This window comes from Actinomadura sp. NBRC 104412 (assembly GCF_030269515.1).
Lineage (GTDB): Bacteria > Actinomycetota > Actinomycetes > Streptosporangiales > Streptosporangiaceae > Spirillospora.
The window spans coordinates 1-18,222 of the sequence record NZ_BSTM01000024.1 but is presented as its reverse complement, the minus strand read 5'-3'; the positions used below and the strand labels follow the sequence as shown (position 1 = coordinate 18,222).

12 protein-coding genes and 1 pseudogene are annotated in these 18,222 nt (G+C 71.7%); 10 read left to right on the top strand and 3 right to left on the bottom strand.

Annotation, left to right across the window (positions count from 1 at the left end; genetic code table 11):
* Nucleotides 1–13 precede the first annotated feature (13 nt).
* From cobC to QSK21_RS25775, 6 genes are all read left to right on the top strand, one after another.
* Entirely contained in the window at nt 14–1,045 is a 1,032-nt protein-coding gene (gene cobC / locus QSK21_RS25800; RefSeq protein WP_285699744.1) for an Rv2231c family histidinol phosphate aminotransferase CobC, read from the top strand.
* A gap of 30 nt (nt 1,046–1,075) precedes the next feature.
* On the top strand, nt 1,076–2,221 hold the full coding sequence (gene cobT / locus QSK21_RS25795; protein WP_285699620.1) for a nicotinate-nucleotide--dimethylbenzimidazole phosphoribosyltransferase: 1,146 nt from the start codon (nt 1,076–1,078) through the stop codon (nt 2,219–2,221).
* A gap of 165 nt (nt 2,222–2,386) precedes the next feature.
* On the top strand, nt 2,387–3,628 hold the full coding sequence (gene cobA / locus QSK21_RS25790; protein ID WP_285699618.1) for a uroporphyrinogen-III C-methyltransferase: 1,242 nt from the start codon (nt 2,387–2,389) through the stop codon (nt 3,626–3,628).
* Nucleotides 3,629–3,672: 44 nt separating this feature from the next.
* Nucleotides 3,673–5,787, top strand: a complete 2,115-nt coding sequence (locus QSK21_RS25785; protein ID WP_285699617.1) for an AAA family ATPase — start codon at nt 3,673–3,675, stop codon at nt 5,785–5,787.
* Entirely contained in the window at nt 5,784–7,496 is a 1,713-nt protein-coding gene (locus QSK21_RS25780) for a P-loop NTPase family protein (RefSeq protein ID WP_285699616.1), read from the top strand. Before QSK21_RS25785 ends, QSK21_RS25780 begins: the two co-directional genes overlap by 4 nt.
* A gap of 85 nt (nt 7,497–7,581) precedes the next feature.
* A complete protein-coding gene (locus tag QSK21_RS25775) occupies nt 7,582–8,115 on the top strand; it encodes a single-stranded DNA-binding protein (RefSeq protein ID WP_285699615.1) in 534 nt (177 codons plus the stop codon).
* Between the two features lie 215 nt (nt 8,116–8,330).
* On the opposite strand, the gene QSK21_RS25770 is transcribed toward QSK21_RS25775, so the two are convergent.
* On the bottom strand, nt 8,331–9,713 hold the full coding sequence (locus QSK21_RS25770) for a hypothetical protein (protein WP_285699614.1): 1,383 nt from the start codon (nt 9,711–9,713) through the stop codon (nt 8,331–8,333).
* Nucleotides 9,714–10,228: 515 nt separating this feature from the next.
* Complete coding sequence (locus QSK21_RS25765; RefSeq protein ID WP_285699613.1) at nt 10,229–11,977, bottom strand: NAD(P)/FAD-dependent oxidoreductase; 1,749 nt, start codon at nt 11,975–11,977, stop codon at nt 10,229–10,231.
* A 477-nt stretch (nt 11,978–12,454) separates the two neighbouring features.
* On the opposite strand from QSK21_RS25765, the gene QSK21_RS25760 reads away from it, so the two are divergent.
* The 4 genes from QSK21_RS25760 (at nt 12,455) to QSK21_RS25745 (ending at nt 17,456) form a co-directional block, all read left to right on the top strand.
* A complete protein-coding gene (locus tag QSK21_RS25760) occupies nt 12,455–13,744 on the top strand; it encodes a GGDEF domain-containing protein (protein WP_285699612.1) in 1,290 nt (429 codons plus the stop codon).
* A 163-nt stretch (nt 13,745–13,907) separates the two neighbouring features.
* Nucleotides 13,908–15,572, top strand: a complete 1,665-nt coding sequence (gene ettA / locus QSK21_RS25755; RefSeq protein ID WP_285699611.1) for an energy-dependent translational throttle protein EttA — start codon at nt 13,908–13,910, stop codon at nt 15,570–15,572.
* Nucleotides 15,573–15,738: 166 nt separating this feature from the next.
* Entirely contained in the window at nt 15,739–15,939 is a 201-nt protein-coding gene (locus QSK21_RS25750; RefSeq protein WP_285699610.1) for a hypothetical protein, read from the top strand.
* A 116-nt stretch (nt 15,940–16,055) separates the two neighbouring features.
* Nucleotides 16,056–17,456, top strand: coding sequence for a S28 family serine protease (locus QSK21_RS25745; RefSeq protein WP_285699608.1), 1,401 nt, complete (start codon nt 16,056–16,058; stop codon nt 17,454–17,456).
* A gap of 45 nt (nt 17,457–17,501) precedes the next feature.
* On the opposite strand, the pseudogene QSK21_RS25740 reads toward QSK21_RS25745, so the two are convergent.
* Nucleotides 17,502–17,867 (bottom strand): annotated as a pseudogene (locus tag QSK21_RS25740) (globin); the annotation flags it as partial.
* Nucleotides 17,868–18,222: the final 355 nt, after the last annotated feature.

Sequence of the window (18,222 nt, the reverse complement as noted above, 5' to 3'; positions counted from 1 at the left end):
GGGCGTGAGCACCATGGCGGGACCGGGCGAGCACGAGGTGGACCTGCGGCATCACGGCGACGCCGAGGTCGGCGACGGGCTTCGGGACCACGCGGTGAACGTCCGCGCGGGCACGCCCCCGGCATGGCTCGCCGAACGCCTGCGCGCCACGATGTCCGACCTCGCCGCCTACCCGGACCCCGCCGCCGCCCGGCGCGCGGTGGCCCGGCGGCACGGGCGCGCCGAACGCGAGGTGCTGCTCACCGCGGGCGCCGCCGAGGCGTTCGTCCTGATCGCCCGCGCGCTGCGGCCACGGCTCGCCGCCGTCGTCCACCCCCAGTTCACCGAGCCCGAGGCGGCCCTGCGCGCCGCCGGTCACCGGGTCGAACGGGTGATCCTCGGCAAGGACTTCACCTTCGACCCGTCCGCCGTGCCCGCCGACGCCGACCTGGTCGTGATCGGCAATCCGACCAACCCGACGTCCGTCCTGCACCCGGCCGCCGCGGTCGCCGGGCTGGCCCGTCCCGGCCGTACCGTCGTGGTGGACGAGGCGTTCATGGACTGCGTCCCCGGAGAGCCGGAGAGCCTGGCCACCCCGCTGCCCGCCGGGGTGGTCGTCGTCCGCTCCCTCACCAAGACCTGGGGACTGGCCGGGCTCCGCGCCGGCTACGTCCTGGCCGACCCGACGACGATCGACGTGCTGGCCGGGGCGCAGCCGCTCTGGGCGGTGTCCACGCCGGCCCTGGTCGCCATCGAGGCGTGCTCGGCACCCGAGGCCGTCGCCGAAGCCGAGGCGTGGGCCGCCGGCATGGCCGCCGAACGGGACCGGCTCGCCGCCGAACTGTCCGGCCGGGGCCTCTACGTCGTCCCGGAGGCGCGGGCGTCGTTCCTGTGCGTGCGCATGCCCGACGCGCTCGGCATCCGGGCTCTGCTGCGGCAGCGCGGTTACGCGGTGCGGCGCGGCGACACCTTCCCAGGGCTCGGCCCGGACTGGCTGCGCATCGCCGTCCGCGACCGTGCCGCCAACGACTCCCTGCTCAAGGCGCTCGGCGACCTGGGCGCCTGACCCCTTCCCCCCTTTTGGATTGGAGATCCCATGACCCCCAGCGAGGACCGCGCGCTCATCGAGGAGACGATCGCCGCCATCCGTCCCCTGGACGAGGCCGCCATGCGGGACGCCCGCGAGCACCAGGCCCGGCTCACCAAGCCCCTCGGGTCCCTGGGCGCCCTGGAAGAGGTCCCCGTACGGCTGGCCGGGCTGGCGGGGCAGTGCCCGCCGCCCATGCCCAGCCCCGCCGCCGTCGCGATCTTCGCCGCCGACCACGGCGTCCACGCGCGCGGCGTCTCGCCCTGGCCCCAGGAGGTCACCGCCCAGATGGTGGCCAACTTCCTCGCCGGAGGCGCGGTCGTCAACGCGTTCGCCGCGCAGGTCGGCGCGTCCGTCACCGTCGTGGACGCGGGCGTCGCCGCCGACCTGGAGCGCGCCCCCGGCCTGCTCATCCGCAAGGTCGCCCACGGGACGGCCGACATCACCGAAGGTCCCGCGATGACGCCCGACCAGGCCGTGCGGTCCGTCGCGGTCGGCATCGAGGTGGCCCGCGAACTGGTGGCCTCCGGAGCCCGCTGCCTGCTCACCGGTGACATGGGCATCGCCAACACCACCGCGTCCGCCGCCCTGGTCGCCGCCTTCACCGGCCTGCCCCCCGAGGACGTCACCGGACGCGGGACCGGCATCGACGACGCCACCCACGCCCGCAAGATCGAGGTCGTCCGCACGGCCCTGACCCGCCACGGCCTCCTCGACCGGGAATCCGCGGACGGCGACCCGCTGGGCGCGCTCGCCGCCGTCGGGGGGCTGGAACACGGGGCGCTGGCCGGGTTCATCCTCGGGGCGGCGGCGCTGCGCGTCCCCCTCGTGCTGGACGGCGTGATCGCCGGGGCCGCCGCGCTGGTGGCCGCCGCGCTGGCGCCGCAGGCCCTCGGCGGGTGCGTTGCCGGGCACCGTTCGGCCGAGCCCGGTCATTCGGCTACCGTAGGTCACCTGGGGCTTCGCCCGCTGGTCGATCTCGAACTGCGGCTCGGTGAGGGCACCGGCGCCCTGCTGGCACTGCCGCTGGTCCAGGGCGCGGTACGGGTCTTTCACGAGGTCGCCACGTTCGACTCGGCCGGGGTCAGCGCGAAGCGCCCGGACCGGGACGCCGCCCGGGACGCCACCCCGCGCGGCCCGGACCCGGCACGGTGAACCGGCGGAGTAACGACATGATCACGGAATGAGTCACGCTCGGCTATCGACTGGAGGAGCCCTCTCCATGACGACGGCAACCCGAGTACCTTTGGTCCACATCATCACGAGTCCGTCACCGGTGCCGGCGAACGATTCCACAGCCCCGATCGGAAGAACCCTCACGTGCCCCCGTACCTGCTAGCCCTGCGACTGGGCGGGCGACGAGTGCTCGTCGTCGGCGGGGGGCGCGTCGCCCAGAGGCGGGTGCCCGCGCTGCTGGCCGCGGGCGCGGAGGTGGTGCTCGTCGCCCCCGAGGTCACCCCGTCCCTTGAGGACCTGGCCGCGGGGGACGGCAACCTCACCTGGCTGCGCCGCCCGTACCGGAAGGGCGACTGCGACGGCGCCTGGCTCGTGCAGGCCGTCACCGACGACGCCAAGGTCAACGCCGCCGTCGCCGCCGAGGCCGAGGCGTCCCGCATCTGGTGCGTTCGGGCCGACGACGCCGACGCGTCCGCGGCCTGGACGCCCGCGAGCGGCCGGGTGGGGGAGACCACCGTCGGCGTGGTGGCGGGCGGCGACCCCCGGCGCGCCGCCGGGATCCGCGACGCCGTCGTGGACGGGCTGCGCGACGCCACCCTGGAGGCCCGGCATTCCCGCGCCAAGCCGGTCGGCGTGGCGCTGGTCGGCGGCGGCCCCGGCGACCCCGGGCTGATCACCGTGCGGGGACGGCAGCTCCTGGCGCAGGCCGACGTGGTCGTCACCGACCGGCTGGCCCCCCGCGAACTGCTGGACGAGCTGCCCGCCGACGTCCAGGTGGTGGACGCCGCCAAGATCCCCTACGGCCGTACCGTCACCCAGGAGCGCATCAACGACTACCTCGTCGAGCACGTCCGGCAGGGCAGGTTCGTGGTCAGGCTCAAGGGAGGCGACCCGTTCGTGTTCGGGCGCGGCGCCGAGGAGGTGCTGCACTGCGCCAAGCACGGCATCCCCGTGACCGTCGTCCCGGGCATCACCAGCGCCGTCGCCGTGCCGTCCGCCGTGGGCATCCCGGTCACCCACCGGGGCGTCACCCAGGAGTTCCACGTGGTCTCCGCGCACGTGCCCCCGGGCGACCCCGCCTCCACGGTCGACTGGCCCGCGCTGGGCCGGTCCCGCGGCACCCTGATCCTCCTGATGGCGGTCGAGCGGATGACGCTGATCGCCGAAACCCTCATGCGCTATGGTCGGTCGTCTGATATGCCGGTCGCCGTGGTCCAGGACGGCACCCTCCCGGGCCAGCGAGCGCTGACGGCAACGCTGGGCACGGTGGCCGAGGAGATGGCGGCCGCCGGGGTACGGCCGCCGGCGATCGTCGTCGTGGGTGACGTGGTCAACGTGGCACGAGAGATCGACATGATGCGAGCGGACTTGGGACGGGACCCGTGACACCCCCCGCAGAGCAGAGCGCGGTACACGACGAGGAGGCAGGCGTGGCCCCCGGCCCCCACGGCGAGGCCGACGTGCCCGCCGCCTCGCCCGGTGGTGAGGGCTCGCCCGGTGGTGAGGGCGAGACGCCGGTGAGCGAGGCCGCCCCCCAGGGTGCCGCCGCCTCGTCGCCCGGAAGCACGTCAGGCGGCAAGAAGCCGTCCAGCGGAAAGGGCAGGCGGTCAGGGCGCGCCAAGGACGAGGACAGGGACAAGGACAGGGACGAGGACAGGCCCAAGGGCGGCGCCGCCCCGGTCGAGTTCGACACCGGCGCGGGCGGCCCCGCGGGCGGCGACACCGGCACCCAGGGCTCGGCGACGCAGTGGGCGCACTGGTTCGACCGTCCCGAGCGGTCGGGCGGGTCCGGTGACGCGGGCGGCGGCCCGGGAGCCGGTGACCCGTCCGGTGATGCCGAGGCCCTCCAGGCGGGCATCGAGATACGGCGCGGCGAGCTGATCAGGATCCTCACCGACCTGCGCGACCGGATCGCCGCGCTGGACTTCCTGCTGGAGGTCCCGGGCGTGGAGGCGGCCCGCGAGGCCCAGCTCGAACTGCGCAACCAGCTCGACGACTACGTCCTGCCCCGGATCCAGGCGTCCGCGAGCCCGATGCTGGTGGTGCTGGGCGGATCCACGGGAGCGGGCAAGTCCACCCTGGTCAACACGCTGGTCGGGGCGCGGGTCAGCGCCACCGGCGTGCTGCGCCCCACCACCAGCAGCCCCATCCTGGTGTGCCACCCCGACCACGCCGACTGGTTCCTGAACGGGCCGATGCTGCCCGGCATGGGACGGGTCCGCGGCCCCGCCCCCGACGCCATCGCCGGCGACCAGCTCGTCGTGATCGGCAGCGAGTCGCTGCCGCCCGGGCTGGCGCTGCTCGACAGCCCCGACTTCGACTCGGTCTTCGAGGACCACTACGAGTTCGCCACCAAGCTGATGGCCGCCGCCGACCTGTGGCTGTGCGTCACCACCGCCGCCCGCTACGCCGACGCCCAGGTCTGGGAGATGCTGCGGCGCGCCAAGGAGAACGGCGCCACCGTCGGCGTCGTGCTGTCCCGCGTGCCCGACGGGGCGGGCGCCGAGGTCGTCGAGCACTTCGGCGAGATGCTCGCCGAACACGAGGTCGGCGAGACCCGCAGGTTCACCGTCCCGGAGACCCGGGTGGAGGACAGCCGGCTCCCCGAGGAGGCCGTCGAGGACATCCGGGAGTGGCTGGTCGGCATGGCCGAGAGCGCCGACGACCGCACGATCGTCATCGGCGACACCCTGGCCGCCGTCCTCAACAGCTTCCGCACCCGCGTACCCGAGCTGGCCAAGCAGGTCGAGGCGCAGGTGGAGCAGCGCGCCGAGCTGGCCCACGCGGTCGACACCGCCTACGGCACCGCGCTGGCCGAGCTGGACGAGGCCACCCGCAACGGCTCCCTGTTGCGCGGCGAGGTGCTCGCCCGCTGGCAGGACTTCGCCGGCACCGGAGACCTGCTGCGCTCCCTGCGCGCGCCGCGCGGCCGTCCCAGCCGCAGGGCCTCCAGCAGGCGCCGCAACCCCGCCCGGGTCCGCGCGCTGAAGGCCGCGCTGCGCAGCGCCCTGGAATCGCTGATCTGCTCGACCGCCGAGCACGCCGCCGAGCAGGTCGTCGTCTCGTGGCGGGAGCACCCCGCGGGCCGCCAGGTCCTGGCCGGTCCCGCCGCCGGCCTCGGCCACGCGTCCCCCGAACTGTCCCGCCGCGTCACCCGCGCGGTCAGCGCCTGGCAGGACCACGTTCAGGAGCTGATCCGCACCGAGGGCGTCACCAAGCGCTCCGTCGCCAAGCTGGTCTCGTTCGATTCGGAGGCGGTCTCCCTGGTCCTGACGGTCGGTCTGCTCGGGTACGGTACGTCCGAGGTCGCGGTCGAGGGCGGCACGAGCGCCGTGCCGCAGCGGCTGCTCAACGCCCTGTTCGGCGCCGAGTCGCTGCGCGGCATGGGCGCCAAGGCCCGCGCCGACCTGCGCAACCGGATCGGGATGCTCTTCGACGAGGAGGCGATCCGCTACGGGCAGGCCATCGACGCCGCCGGCATCCCCGACGAGACCGTGCCCGTCCAGTTGTACCAGGCCACCTACAACCTCGAGGTCGCCCGATGACCACATCGGCCATCCCCGCCTCAGCGAACGTCCCCCCGGACGGCGCGGGCGGCCGTCGCTCCCATACCGCGCCACCCGTGCCCGCCGCCGAGCCCGGCTCCGGCGTGGCCGCCCGCCTCGACGGCCTCGACCGGCTCGTCCAGTACGGCGGCGGCAGGCTCGACCCCGTCCTGCTGGAGGACGCCGTCGAACTGCTCGACCGTGCCGGCCAGCGGCTGCGCCTGTCGGGCGACCACACCGTCGTGACCCTCGCCGGCGGGACGGGCAGCGGCAAGTCGTCCCTGTTCAACGCCGTCTGCGGGCTGGAGCTCTCACCCACCGGGCTGCGCCGCCCGATGACCTCGCGCGCCCACGCCTGCGTCTGGGGCCTGGACGGCGCCGGGCCGCTCCTCGACTGGCTCGACGTCGACAAGCGGCACCGCTACGCCCGCGCCAGCGCCCTGGACACCGAACGCGACGACAGCTCCCTGCACGGCCTGGTCCTGCTGGACCTGCCCGACCACGACTCCATCCAGGCCGTCCACCGCGCCGAGGTCGACCGCTTCGTCAGCATCGCCGACCTGCTGGTGTGGGTGGTGGACCCGCAGAAGTACGCCGACGCGGCCCTGCACCGCAACTACATCGTCCCGTTCGCCCGGCACGCCGCCGTGACGCTGATCGTCCTCAACCAGATCGACCGGCTCCAGTCGTTCGAGGTCGAGGACTGCGTCGCCGACCTGCGCCGCCTGCTCCAGGCCGAGGGCCTGGCCGACCCCCGCATCGTCACCACGTCCGCGCTCGACCAGGCCGGGGTCCGCGGCTTCCGGGAGGTGCTGGTCGACACCGTCGCCGCCCGGCGGGCCCGCGGCGAACGCCTGCACGCCGACATCGACAGGCTCGCCGAACGCCTCGCCGCCTACCGGGGCGACATCGAGCCACCGTCCGGCGTCGCCCCCGACCGCCGCGCCCAGCTCGTCCAGGCCCTCGCCGACGCGGCCGGGGCGCCCGCCGTCGCCGAGGCCATGGAGAGCGCCTACGAGCTGCGCGCCGCCGACTTCGTCGGCTGGCCCGTCGGCGCGCTGGTCACCCGCCTGCGCAGCGACCCGCTGCGCCGGATGCGGCTGACCGAGCTCCGCGACGAGCTGCGCAACGCCTTCACCGGCCCCATCGGCGCCCAGCAGGGCGACATCGACACCGCCCTCCAGGGCGTCACCGAAGGCGTCACCCGCACCCTGCCCGAGCCGTGGGCCCGTTCGGTACGGGCCGCGGCCCGCTCCCACGCCTCCGAGCTCCCCGAGTCGCTCGGCGCCGCCCTGATGGACGCGCTGCCCTCGTTCAACCAGATCCCCGGCTGGTGGTGGCTGGTGAAGACGTGGCAGTACTTCCTCGTCCTGGTCAGCGGGCTCGGCGTGCTGTGGATCGCCCTCCTCCTGGTCTACGCCGTGGTCGGCCCCGACGGCGGCGACCCCAACGCCCTGCTGGGCGGGACGGGCCTCATCCCCTACGTCACGGTCCTGGTCGCCTGCACCCTGGGCATGGGCGCCCTCACGTCCGCGGCCTGCCGCAACCTGGTGGCGCTCCAGGCCGCCAAGCACGGCCAGCGGATGGAGACCCACATGCGGGAACGCATCGAGGAGGTCGCCCAGGAGAAGGTCCTCGACCCGGTGGCCGCCGAGCTGGACCGCTACGGCCACTTCCGCCACGAGGTGACCAACGTCCTGAACGGCTGAGTTATCCACAGCCCATTGGGTCTCTTGTCGCGCTCCGTTCTCATCGGTCACCGTTGTGTGGTCGTCCGATGAGAACGGAGCAGCCATGAACGAAGCGAACGTCACCGTGGTCGGCTGGCTCGCCGCCGAGCCCTTCTTCACCATCACCGCCAACGGCACCCCGTTCCTGTCGGTGCGGGTGGGCGTCACCCCGCGCCGTTTCGACAGGGGGCTCGGCCAATGGCAGGACGGCGAGACCATGTTCCTCACCGTCAACTGCTGGCGCGGCCTGGCGGACAACGTCAACGCCTCCGAGCTCAAACGCGGCCAGCCCGTGGTCGTCACCGGCCGCCTCCGCGTCCGCCAGTACGAACGCGACGGCCAGTGGCGCTTCTCCGCCGAGATCGAGGCCACCACCCTGGGCCACGACCTGTCCCGCGGCACCGCCCACTTCCGTCCCGTCCAGCGCGGCGGCGCCCTCACCGAAGAAGACCGCCGAGAGGCCCGGGAGGTGACCGACCAGTGGGCCCTGACCGGCCCCGCCCCCGAAGCCCCGACCAGCACCGCTCTCGAAGACCAACCGACCACGGAAACCCCTGAAACCGACCAAGACCCCCAACAACAACCCCAAGCCGCCTAACCCCTGGGCGGCCGTTCATTGGGCGGCCTCCTCCTCCGTCGAGGCCAGAATCTCGGCCAGGTGGACGGTCCGGACGCCGGCCGCATCGGGGAACGAGGGGCATCCCAACGTAGGTGGGCATCGCTCCGCCATGCGTCCCACCAGGGGCACCCGCGACCCGCCCCCGCCAGAGGACGCTCACGGTGGCCGTCGATCCCGTGGTCGCCGTGTCCCCGTCAGGTGGTGCCCACCAGGACGGGAATGGTCAGCGAGATGAGGATGGTGAGGATCCAAAGCGCGGGGGCCGAGCCCAGGATCTGTTCGCGGCGTGCGGTGGCTCGTGCGGCTTCGGCCCGGCTGCGGGCTATCCACCAGGGGTTGTGCCGGTGTTCCAGCCGGGCGTATGTGGCGCCCAGGGCGGCGCCGTAGGCGAGATGTCCGATGAGGCCCGAGAAGGCGGCGGCGATGGCGGTGGCGTTCCAGCGCGGGGGCAGGCCCAGCAGCACGGGGAGCAGGGTCAGGGCGCCGAACGTCCACCAGAAGAAGCCGTACGAGAGGCCCCAGCCGATGCCGGAGGTGAGGTCGTAGCTGCGTCCCCGGAACAGGACCGCATAGGAGACACCGATGATCTGGGCGATGACCAGGTGGACGAGCCATCCCGCGACGACGCCGCGGGCGCCGACCAGTCCGGCCACGGTGGGCAGGACGTCCACGGCGTACCAGACGAAGCCGAAGATGATGCCGCCGAGGAGCCCGGAGACGGCGCCATAGCCGACGACCCGCAGGCCGCGTGTGCTGGTCTCGTGGTGGAGGAGCCTGACGTCGTCCACCAGCAGGCTGCGTGAGAGCGAGCCGAGCAAGCCGAAGACGGCCGCGATGCCGGCGCCCGCCAGCAGGTACGGCGGAAGCCGCGTCATGGCCGCGGCGACCGTGGTCTGGTCCCAGCCGAGCGCGCCCTCGTCCACCAAGGGCGTGAAGGTGAGGCTGACCACGATCCACCAGAGGAACCCGTAGGCGGTGCCACGGACAAGCGCCGGCCCGGTGCCCTCGGTACGGCCGGTGAACACCACCGGATAGCAGATGCCCATGCACATCGCGACGGCCGGCAGCCAGCCCAGGCGTGCCCCGGCGCCGACACCGAAGGCGAGGACGAGGAAGCAGGCGACGACGAGCGCGGAGAGCAGGCCGCGCAGCAACGTACGAGGCCGCAGGTGGTCATCGCCTTGGCCGTCCCTGTGCAGCAGGGCGAAGGCGACGGCGGTGACCGCGCCGTAGTAGAGGTGGCCCAGAAGGCTCGGCACGGCGGCTTGGGCGGCCTCAAGGCTCCAGGTAAGCGGCGTCCCGGTCAGCAGAGGAAGGAGGGTCAGTGTCCCGAGGAACCACCAGAACACCCCATAGGCCAGGCCCCAGAACAGCAGCTCGCTCGAACGGATCCGCTGGTGCGCCGCGAGGAGCCCGAACCCGGCCCCGACCAGGGCGGCGATCGCCAGGTGCAGCGCGAGGCCGACCCAGGCCGAGTCCGACCGGACAAGCGCCGCCACGGCCGGGAGCGTGCCCAGCGAACCCATCGCGGCAGCGAACACCACGCCCCCGGCCAGCCCCGCCAACGCACCCGGCAAAGCCCCACGTACCCCAGGCAACCCCCCACGCGCCGTGGGAAGCCCCCCACCCGCAGCAGGCCCCCCTCGCGGCGTCGCGTGCGCCACGGGCGGCATCGTGTGGGGATCCGCCATCCCTCCCTGTGCTGCGGACAGCCCCCCACGCACTGCGGCCGGCGTTGTGTGCGCCACGGGCGGCGCCATACGGGGATCCGTCAGCCTTTTGCGTCCTGCGTGCGGCTCCCCAGGGTTTGCAGACGGTGGCGTGTGCTCTGCGCGCGGCATCGTGCGCGGATCCGGTGCCTTCCCCTGTGCTGCGTGCGGCCCCTCACGCGCGAGGGGCGGTGTCGCGTGCGCTGCGTGCGGCGCCGTACGGGAGTCCAGCAGCTCTCCGCTTGCTGTGGATGGTCCCCCGATTGCTGTGGGCGGCGCCTCACGGTTTGCGGGTGGTGTTGTGTTGGGTGTGGGTGGCGTTGTGCGGAGGTTCGGCGGCTGTCCGTGGGGCGGGGGTGGTGGTTGGTGGTTGGGGATGGGGGTCATTGGGGGCCTCGCGTTGTGAGCGGGGTTGTGGTCTGGGTGCCGGTGACGACGATGTCGCGGGGGAAGACCAGTTCGAGCGCCCAGTCGAGGAGGACCCGGACACGGCGTTCGAGGCCGGGGAGTTTGGCCAGGTAGATGCCGCGCCAGAGGAGCCAGGCGGTCAGTCCCGAGAACGGGCGGCCGCGGATCTCTCCGGCGGCGGTGCGATGGCCGAGCGCGACGAAGATGCCGAGGGTGGTGAAGCGGAACGGACGGGGGCGGCGGCCCTTGAGGACGGCCGCGATGTTGTCGGCGACGGCCTTGCCTTCGCGGATCGCGTGCTGGGCGGTCGGCGGGTACGGGGCGCCGTCCGGGCCGGGGATGTGGGCGCAGTCGCCGATCGCCCAGACGTCCTCCAGCTCGAAGGCGCGCAGTGTCCGGTCGACGGGGACCGAGCCGCCGCGGCCGCGTTCGCCGGGCAGCGACCGCAGCAGTGGGTTGGGCCGGTTGCCCGCCGCCCAGACGAAGGTGGCCGTGGAGATGACCTCCCCGTCGTTCAGCGTCACCTCGCGGTCGCCGGCCGAACTCACCCGGACGCCCAGGCGGAACTCGATACCGCGTGCACGCAGCTTGCCGAGCGCGTAGTCGCCCAGACGCTCCGACAGTTCGGGCAGGATGCGCTTGCCCGAGTGGACGAGGACGAAGCGCGGCTCGTCAGGGTCGATGCCGGGGTAGAAGTGGAGCACGCCGTGGGTGAGGTCGTAGAGCTCGGCGACCGCCTCCGTCCCGGCGAACCCGCCGCCCGCGACGACGAACGTGAGAAGCCGCGCCCGCTCGCGGGGGTCGGTCTCCTGGTCGGCCCGCTCCAGCATGGTCAGCACCTGGTCGCGCAGCCGTGCCGCGTCGGCGAGCGACTTGAGCGTGAAGGCGTGCTCGGCGACGCCCGGCAGGTCCAGGAAATGAGGAACGGACCCGACCGCCAGTACCAGGTGGTCGTAGGGGACGCTCTCGCCCGGGCCCTCCAGGTGGACGAGCCGCCGCGCGATGTCGATGTGGGTCACGCGGCCGTGGCGGAACCTGGTGTGCGTGACGGCCGCGCGGACGGGTGAGCTGATGTGCTGTGCCTCCAGCCCGCCCGAGGCGACCTCGGCGAGCATCGGGGTGAACAGCAGGAAGTTGGAGTCGCTGATCAGGGTCACCGCGAAGCGGTCGGAGCGCAGGTTCAGCCGCTCGAACCTGCGGGCGGCGCTGACGCCGCCGAACCCGCCGCCGACGATGACCACGAGCGCCGCGGGAGGCCGCGCCGCCCTGATCTTGGGTGGACGGCGGGCGCCCACGCGCACCGGGAGAAGGGTGGTGCCCAGGTGATAGAGCGTCCCGGCGAGGGCGCCTTGCAGCAGTGAGCCGACCAGTTCGGGGTAGGCGTCCCTTGCCGCCGCGATCGACCAGGTCAGGGTGGTGGAACGCAGCAGCGGGTCCACGGTCGGCCACCAGACCACCCAGCCGAGCAGCCCGAGGAGCAGCCCGCCCGACGCGGACACCGCCGTGCCGTAGGGCCGCCGTCCGACGATCGCGCCCAGCAGCCCGCCGGTGACGGTCGCGTACGCGGCGAAGATGGCCCAGCCGTAGGCGCCATGCGACTCGATCAGGCCCTGCCATGCCATCAGCCCGCCGACCGCCAGTCCCGATACGAGACCGGCGCCCACCCCGGTGAGCAGCCGGGCGCCGCCACCCGGTGCCGTGGGCTCGTACTCCTGCAACGACATGCCGCATCACCGTCCCGCGAGCGGTCACCCCGTTGCCGCGGTCGCCCGTCACCTCGACCGCGCCTCGGCGTCGCGTCAACCGGCCGCCTGTCCCAGCCTGTCGTACGAGGGTGTCCGAGAGAACGGTTCAGGGCGGTGCCACCGCGGGTGTGGACGGATGGGCCGGTTCGGGCCGATCCGGAGTGGAGCGGGGAGGTGACGGCTCGCGGGGGACTCGTTCGGGAGAAGGGGGCGCGGCGGCGGGCGGGGATCCACCGGCTGGCGCCCCCGCGTCGTCGGGTCGCGGCCGCGCTATATCCAGGAAATGCCGCTCATGTCTACTCCCCCTCTGGATGTGCGGCGGACAGCGGTTTCGCTGCTCCTACGGTGGGTCACGGCTCGGCTACCCACTTGTGCGTTATCGAAGGTACCGGTTTCCAGCCCGCTCCGCACACCTTGCAATTATCGTGTTACACAACGTGAGGCTTAGGGGGAAGGATGACGGCTGTGCGGTCGTCCGCTGGTGACCGCGGCGGGGATCTGGCCAGGAAGCCCAGGCTGCTGGCGGTTCCGTTGCGCCCGTCCCTGCTGGCGGTGTATGTGCCTCTGGTCGTCGCGACGCATCTGGCGCTGACGGTCGTGGCGGTGCTGAACGCCGTTCCGCGCTCGAATGATCTACTGACTCTTGCCGCACTGCTGGCCTGCGGCGTCGTTTGCATCGAGGCGTCCCGGCGGCTCGGGATGCCGGCGGGCGTCGCCCGCGACATGCTGTCGGCCTGGTGGCTGCCGGTCGCACTGCTCCTGCCGCCGGTGTACGCGTTGCTGATCCCGGTGCCGGTGCAACTGCTGATGCAGTTCAGGGTGCGGCGCACGCTGCTGTACCGGCGGGTCCTGGTCATGTCGGCGCAGGGCCTGGCGGGCGGCGCCGCGTCGCTGGTGTTCCACTTGGCGGTGCCCGAGCCGCTGGGCGGGACGCCGACCTGGGTGGTCGGGGGCTCCCTCGACCTGCTCGTGGCGGTGGGCTGTGCCGCGCTGTTCACGGTGCTGGACACGATCCTGGTGGTGATCGCGGCGCATGCCGCCAACCCGGGCGGGCGCTGGCGGGACCTCCTGTGGAACCGCGAGAGTCTTCTTCTGGACGTGGTGGAGCTGTGCGTCGGCGTCCTGGTCGCCATCGTCAGCGCGCTGTCGCTGGGACTGCTGGTGCTGGCGTTGCCTCCGGTGGTGCTGTTGCAGCGGAGCCTGATGCATCAGCAGTTGCAGGCGGCGGCCCGCACCGACGCCAAGACGGGCCTGCTGAACGCGGCGGCCTGGCAGCGCGAGGCCGACACCGAGCTGTCCCGCGCGCAACGCACCCACGACCCGCTGGCGCTGCTGCTGATCGACATCGACCACTTCAAGCGGGTGAACGACACCCACGGCCACCTGGTCGGAGATCAGGTGCTGGTGGGCGTCGCCACCACCCTCTGCGGCCAGTTGCGGGACTACGACATCGTGGGACGGTTCGGCGGCGAGGAGTTCGTCGTACTGCTGCCCGGAGCGGACACGGTGGAGGCGTGCCGCGTCGCCGAACGCCTGCGCGGCCGCGTGCGGCGCCTGGCCGTCCCCGCCGAGGACGGCACGGTCGCCGTGACGATCTCCGTGGGCGTGGCGCTGTTCCGCATGCACGGCGAAGACCTGATCGAGCTGCTGGCCGCCGCCGACCTCGCCCTCTACCGGGCCAAGCAGTCCGGCCGCGACCGAGTCTGCCTCCCCGCCCTGGACGGCTCGAAGGCCGCCGGCGAATAGCCCGCTAACTTTCACCCCAAAACCGACCAACCACCAGTAATCACCACCACCTACGCGGGGCCGAGCGAAGCCACGCCCCCGGCCGCGCGTCGCCGCACGGAAGACGCCCCGCGCCCGCCGCCAATAAACACACCACCCCCCGGCACCCAATAGGCTTGAGCATATGGCGGAGTACATCTTCACGTTTCAGCGCGTGCGCAAGGCGCACGGTGACAAGGTCATCCTTGATGACGTCACCATGAGCTTCCTGCCCGGAGCGAAGATCGGCGTTCTGGGGCCGAACGGGATGGGCAAGTCCACGCTGTTGCGGATGATGGCCGGCCTGGAGCAGCCGTCCAACGGCGACGCCCGGCTCATGCCGGGGTACACGGTGGGGCTGCTCCAGCAGGAACCGCCGCTCAACGAGGAGAAGACGGTCCTCGGCAACGTCGAGGAAGGGGTCGCCGAGACCAAGGCGATGCTCGACCGGTTCAACGAGATCGCCGAGAAGATGGCGACCGACTACTCCGACGAGCTGATGGAGGAGATGGGCAAGCTCCAGGAGCAGCTCGACCACCGCAACGCCTGGGACCTCGACAGCCAGCTCGAACAGGCCATGGACGCGCTCCGGTGCCCGCCCGGGGACCTGCCGGTGACGCGGCTGTCGGGTGGTGAACGGCGCCGGGTGGCGCTCTGCAAGCTGCTGCTCGAACATCCCGACCTGCTGCTGCTGGACGAGCCCACCAACCACTTGGACGCGGAGAGCGTCCAGTGGCTGGAGCAGTACCTGGAGAAGTACGAGGGGACGGTCCTGGCCGTCACCCACGACCGGTACTTCCTGGACAACGTGGCGGGCTGGATCTGCGAGGTCGACAGGGGACGGCTGTACCCGTACGAGGGCAACTACTCGACGTACCTGGAGAAGAAGGCGGACCGGCTCAAGGTCGAGGGCAACAAGGACGCCAAGCGCAAGAAGCGCCTCCAGGAGGAACTGGAGTGGGTCCGCTCCAACCCGAAGGCGCGGCAGACCAAGAGCAAGGCGCGTCTCCAGCGGTACGAGGAGATGGCGGCCGAGGCGGCCAAGACCCGGAAGCTGGACTTCGAGGAGATCCAGATCCCGCCGGGCCCGCGGCTGGGCAGCACGGTGATCGTCGCCGAGGACCTGACCAAGGGGTTCGGCGACCGGGTGCTGATGGAGAAGCTGTCGTTCAACCTGCCTCCGAACGGCATCGTCGGCGTCATCGGCCCCAACGGGGTCGGCAAGACCACGCTGTTCCGCATGATCATCGGTGAGGAGCAGCCGGACGCGGGTGAGCTCAGGATCGGCGACACCGTCAAGATCTCCTATGTCGACCAGAGCCGGGGCGGCATCGACCCGTCCAAGACCGTGTGGCAGGTCGTCTCGGACGAGCGCGACCACATCAGGGTCGGCCAGGTCGAGATGCCGTCGCGGGCGTATGTCGCCGCGTTCGGGTTCAAGGGGCCCGACCAGCAGAAGCCCGCGGGCGTGCTGTCGGGCGGCGAGCGCAACCGGCTGAACCTGGCGCTGACCCTCAAGCAGGGCGGCAACGTTCTGCTGCTGGACGAGCCCACCAACGACCTCGACACCGAGACGCTGAGTTCTCTGGAGAATGCGCTACTGGACTTCCCCGGCTGCGCGGTGATCACCTCGCACGACCGGTGGTTCCTGGACCGCATCGCCACCCACATCCTGGCGTGGGAGGAAGGCTCCAACTGGTTCTGGTTCGAGGGCAACTTCGCCGACTACGAGAAGAACAAGATCGACCGGCTGGGCGCCGAGGCGGCCCGCCCGCACCGGGTCACGCACCGCAGGCTGACCCGCGACTGACCTGGCTCTCGCTCACCGTTCGGTTTCCCGGAACGCCGCACCCGGTTCACGCAGGTCCACGGGTGCGGCTCCCGGTGTTACCGAACGGGCCGAACCGTCCCCGACCATCGCGCGTAGTGGAGATGTGGAAATCCAACATCCGCCGCCGACGCTCACGGAGCTTTAGATGAACGCCTCCGGCGGTGGCGCGCCCCGGATGACCTCGTCCGCCGAAGACGAGCCGCGCCCGTGCCCCTATGTGCGTGACTTCGCGCGGGCGAACGGCGTGTATCCCGAGATCGACATCCAGCGGCTCAGCCGCCATGCCGCCCACTGCCTGACGTGCATGGAGGAGTTCGTCCGGCTCGTGGGGTCGGCCACATCCTGAAGTACTATGCCCACATGATCACGGACGAGTAACAAGCACGACAGAGACCCGTTTTGCCCGTTCTTTTCCCCTTAGTGTCGCCTCGCTAATTGTGCTCCCAGGCGAAGGGGATGACGATGCGGCGCGTCTCACGAGGTGTGCTCGCCCTGCTGCTGGCCGCCGGGCTGACCGGTACGGCGGCGCAGGCCGTCCAGGCCGCTCCCGCGGTCGGGGACATCGCCGACCGGCTGAAGGCGATCCCCGGCATGAAGGTCGAGGAGAGGACCTCGACCATCGCCGGTGTCCGGTGGTTCTGGCTGACGTACCGGCAGCCGGTGGACCACAGGCGACCCCACGGGCGGTGGTTCGAACAGCGGCTGATGCTCCAGCACAAGTCCGAGGACAGGCCGGTGGTGCTTTACACCAGCGGCTACAACACGCCGGAGACGATGTTCACGGCCGAGCCGACGACGCTGGTGGACGGCAACCAGATCTCGCTGGAGCACCGCTACTTCACCCCGTCCAGACCCGAACCCGCCGACTGGACCAAGGACACCATCTGGCAGGCGGCCACCGACGAGCACCGGCTCATCGGCGCGCTCAAAAAGATCTACAACCGCAAGTGGATCTCCACCGGGGCCAGCAAGGGCGGCATGACGGCCGTCTACCACAAGCGCTTCTACCCCGGCGACGTGGACGGCAGCGTGGTGTACGTCGCGCCCAACGACTCCGACAACGACGAGGACAGCCGGTACGACGAGTTCTTCCGGACCGTCGGCACCGACGACGAGTGCCGGGCCCACCTGAAGAACCTGGCCCGCGAGTTCCTCAAGCGGCGTCCCGCCATGCTCGCGAGGTTCAAGGCCGAGGCCGCGCGCAACGGCTGGACGTTCTCCCTCCTGCGGACGCCCGACCGGGCCTTCGAGAACTCCGTCATGGACTACGAGTGGGCGTTCTGGCAGTACAGCCTCCAGACCGACTGCCCCGATCTGCCCCCACTGGACGCCTCCGACGACGACCTGTACGCGAGCCTGAACGCCATCTCCGGCCTGTCCTTCTACACCGACCAGGGACTTGCGCCGTACATCCCGTACTACTACCAGGCAGGTACGCAACTGGGCTGGCCGACACCACAGTTCACCTGGCTGCGCCCCCTCCTGCGGTACGAGAGCAGCTACCAGCCCCGTACGTACGTCCCCATGAACATCCCGATGCGGTTCGACGGCGGACGGGCCATGCGGGACATCGACCGCTGGGTGCGCAACCACGGCAGCCGCCTGATGTTCATCTACGGCGAGAACGACCCGTGGGGCTCGGAGCGCTTCTGCCTGGGCAAGGGCAGCACCGACTCTGCCGTCTACACGGCGCCCGGTATGAACCACAGCGCCAGGCTCATCACGAGGCTGCCCGCCGACCAGCAGGCCAAGGCGATAGCCGACCTGAACCGCTGGGCCGGGACCACCCCGAGCCCGCAACTCTTCAAGTCGGCACCGAACGTGGAGACCGACCCCCTGCGCCTCCAGCGCCCACCCCTCTGAGCCGACACCGGCTGGCACAGGGGCACCCTGTGCCAGCCGTCAGGTCGGCGAGTTGACCATGCTGCGCGCGGCCATCGTGAAGTAGTCCCAGAGCATCCGTTCCAGATCCTCGGGAAGCTCCAGCTCGTCCACCGCGTCCCGCATGTGCCGCAACCACGCCTCGCGCTCGCGCTCCCCGATCACGAACGGCGCGTGCCGCATCCTCAAGCGCGGATGGCCGCGCTGCCGGCTGTAGGTGTTGGGGCCGCCCCAGTACTGGATGAGGAAGAGCAGCAGCCGCTCCTCGGCAGGGCCGAGATCTTCCTCGGGATAGAGGGGACGGAGTACCGGGTCCTCCGCGACACCCTGGTAGAAGCGGTGGACCAGGCGCCGGAAGGTCTCCTCACCGCCGACCGCTTCGTAAAAGGTCACCTCTTGAGCCATAGCGCCCTCCACCCTAGCCGCCCCAACCCCCCACCCGAGACACGCCCACCACCAAGGACCCAACCCGTCCCCAAACAAGCCCCAAGCACACCTCAGCCAGTCACCCCAACCCCGAACAGCACCCAAGCGTTCCGACCGCGCAGCCGCCAAGCCGAGTCCAAGCGATACAGCGATCGCACGCAGTGCCGGAAAAGGAGGGCGCCCAGCGCCCGACGCCTGTTGATTCCGCCTGAAGACTGACCCTGTGGTTCCGGCCGAATCGTGACCCGCCCCTGGACCCTGGTGAGGTGTTGAAGGTGGAGGACTGGGCGGAGATCCGTCGGTTGCACCGGGCTGAGGGGCT

Coding starts and splice junctions, on each gene's coding strand:
- QSK21_RS25775 (WP_285699615.1), top strand. CDS start 7,582: ATGAACGAAGCGAACGTCACCGTGGTCGGCTGGCTCGCCGCCGAGCCC.
- QSK21_RS25760 (WP_285699612.1), top strand. CDS start 12,455: ATGACGGCTGTGCGGTCGTCCGCTGGTGACCGCGGCGGGGATCTGGCC.
- QSK21_RS25745 (WP_285699608.1), top strand. CDS start 16,056: ATGCGGCGCGTCTCACGAGGTGTGCTCGCCCTGCTGCTGGCCGCCGGG.
- cobC (WP_285699744.1), top strand. CDS start 14: ATGGCGGGACCGGGCGAGCACGAGGTGGACCTGCGGCATCACGGCGAC.
- ettA (WP_285699611.1), top strand. CDS start 13,908: ATGGCGGAGTACATCTTCACGTTTCAGCGCGTGCGCAAGGCGCACGGT.
- QSK21_RS25750 (WP_285699610.1), top strand. CDS start 15,739: ATGAACGCCTCCGGCGGTGGCGCGCCCCGGATGACCTCGTCCGCCGAA.
- cobT (WP_285699620.1), top strand. CDS start 1,076: ATGACCCCCAGCGAGGACCGCGCGCTCATCGAGGAGACGATCGCCGCC.
- QSK21_RS25765 (WP_285699613.1), bottom strand. CDS start 11,977: ATGTCGTTGCAGGAGTACGAGCCCACGGCACCGGGTGGCGGCGCCCGG.
- QSK21_RS25780 (WP_285699616.1), top strand. CDS start 5,784: ATGACCACATCGGCCATCCCCGCCTCAGCGAACGTCCCCCCGGACGGC.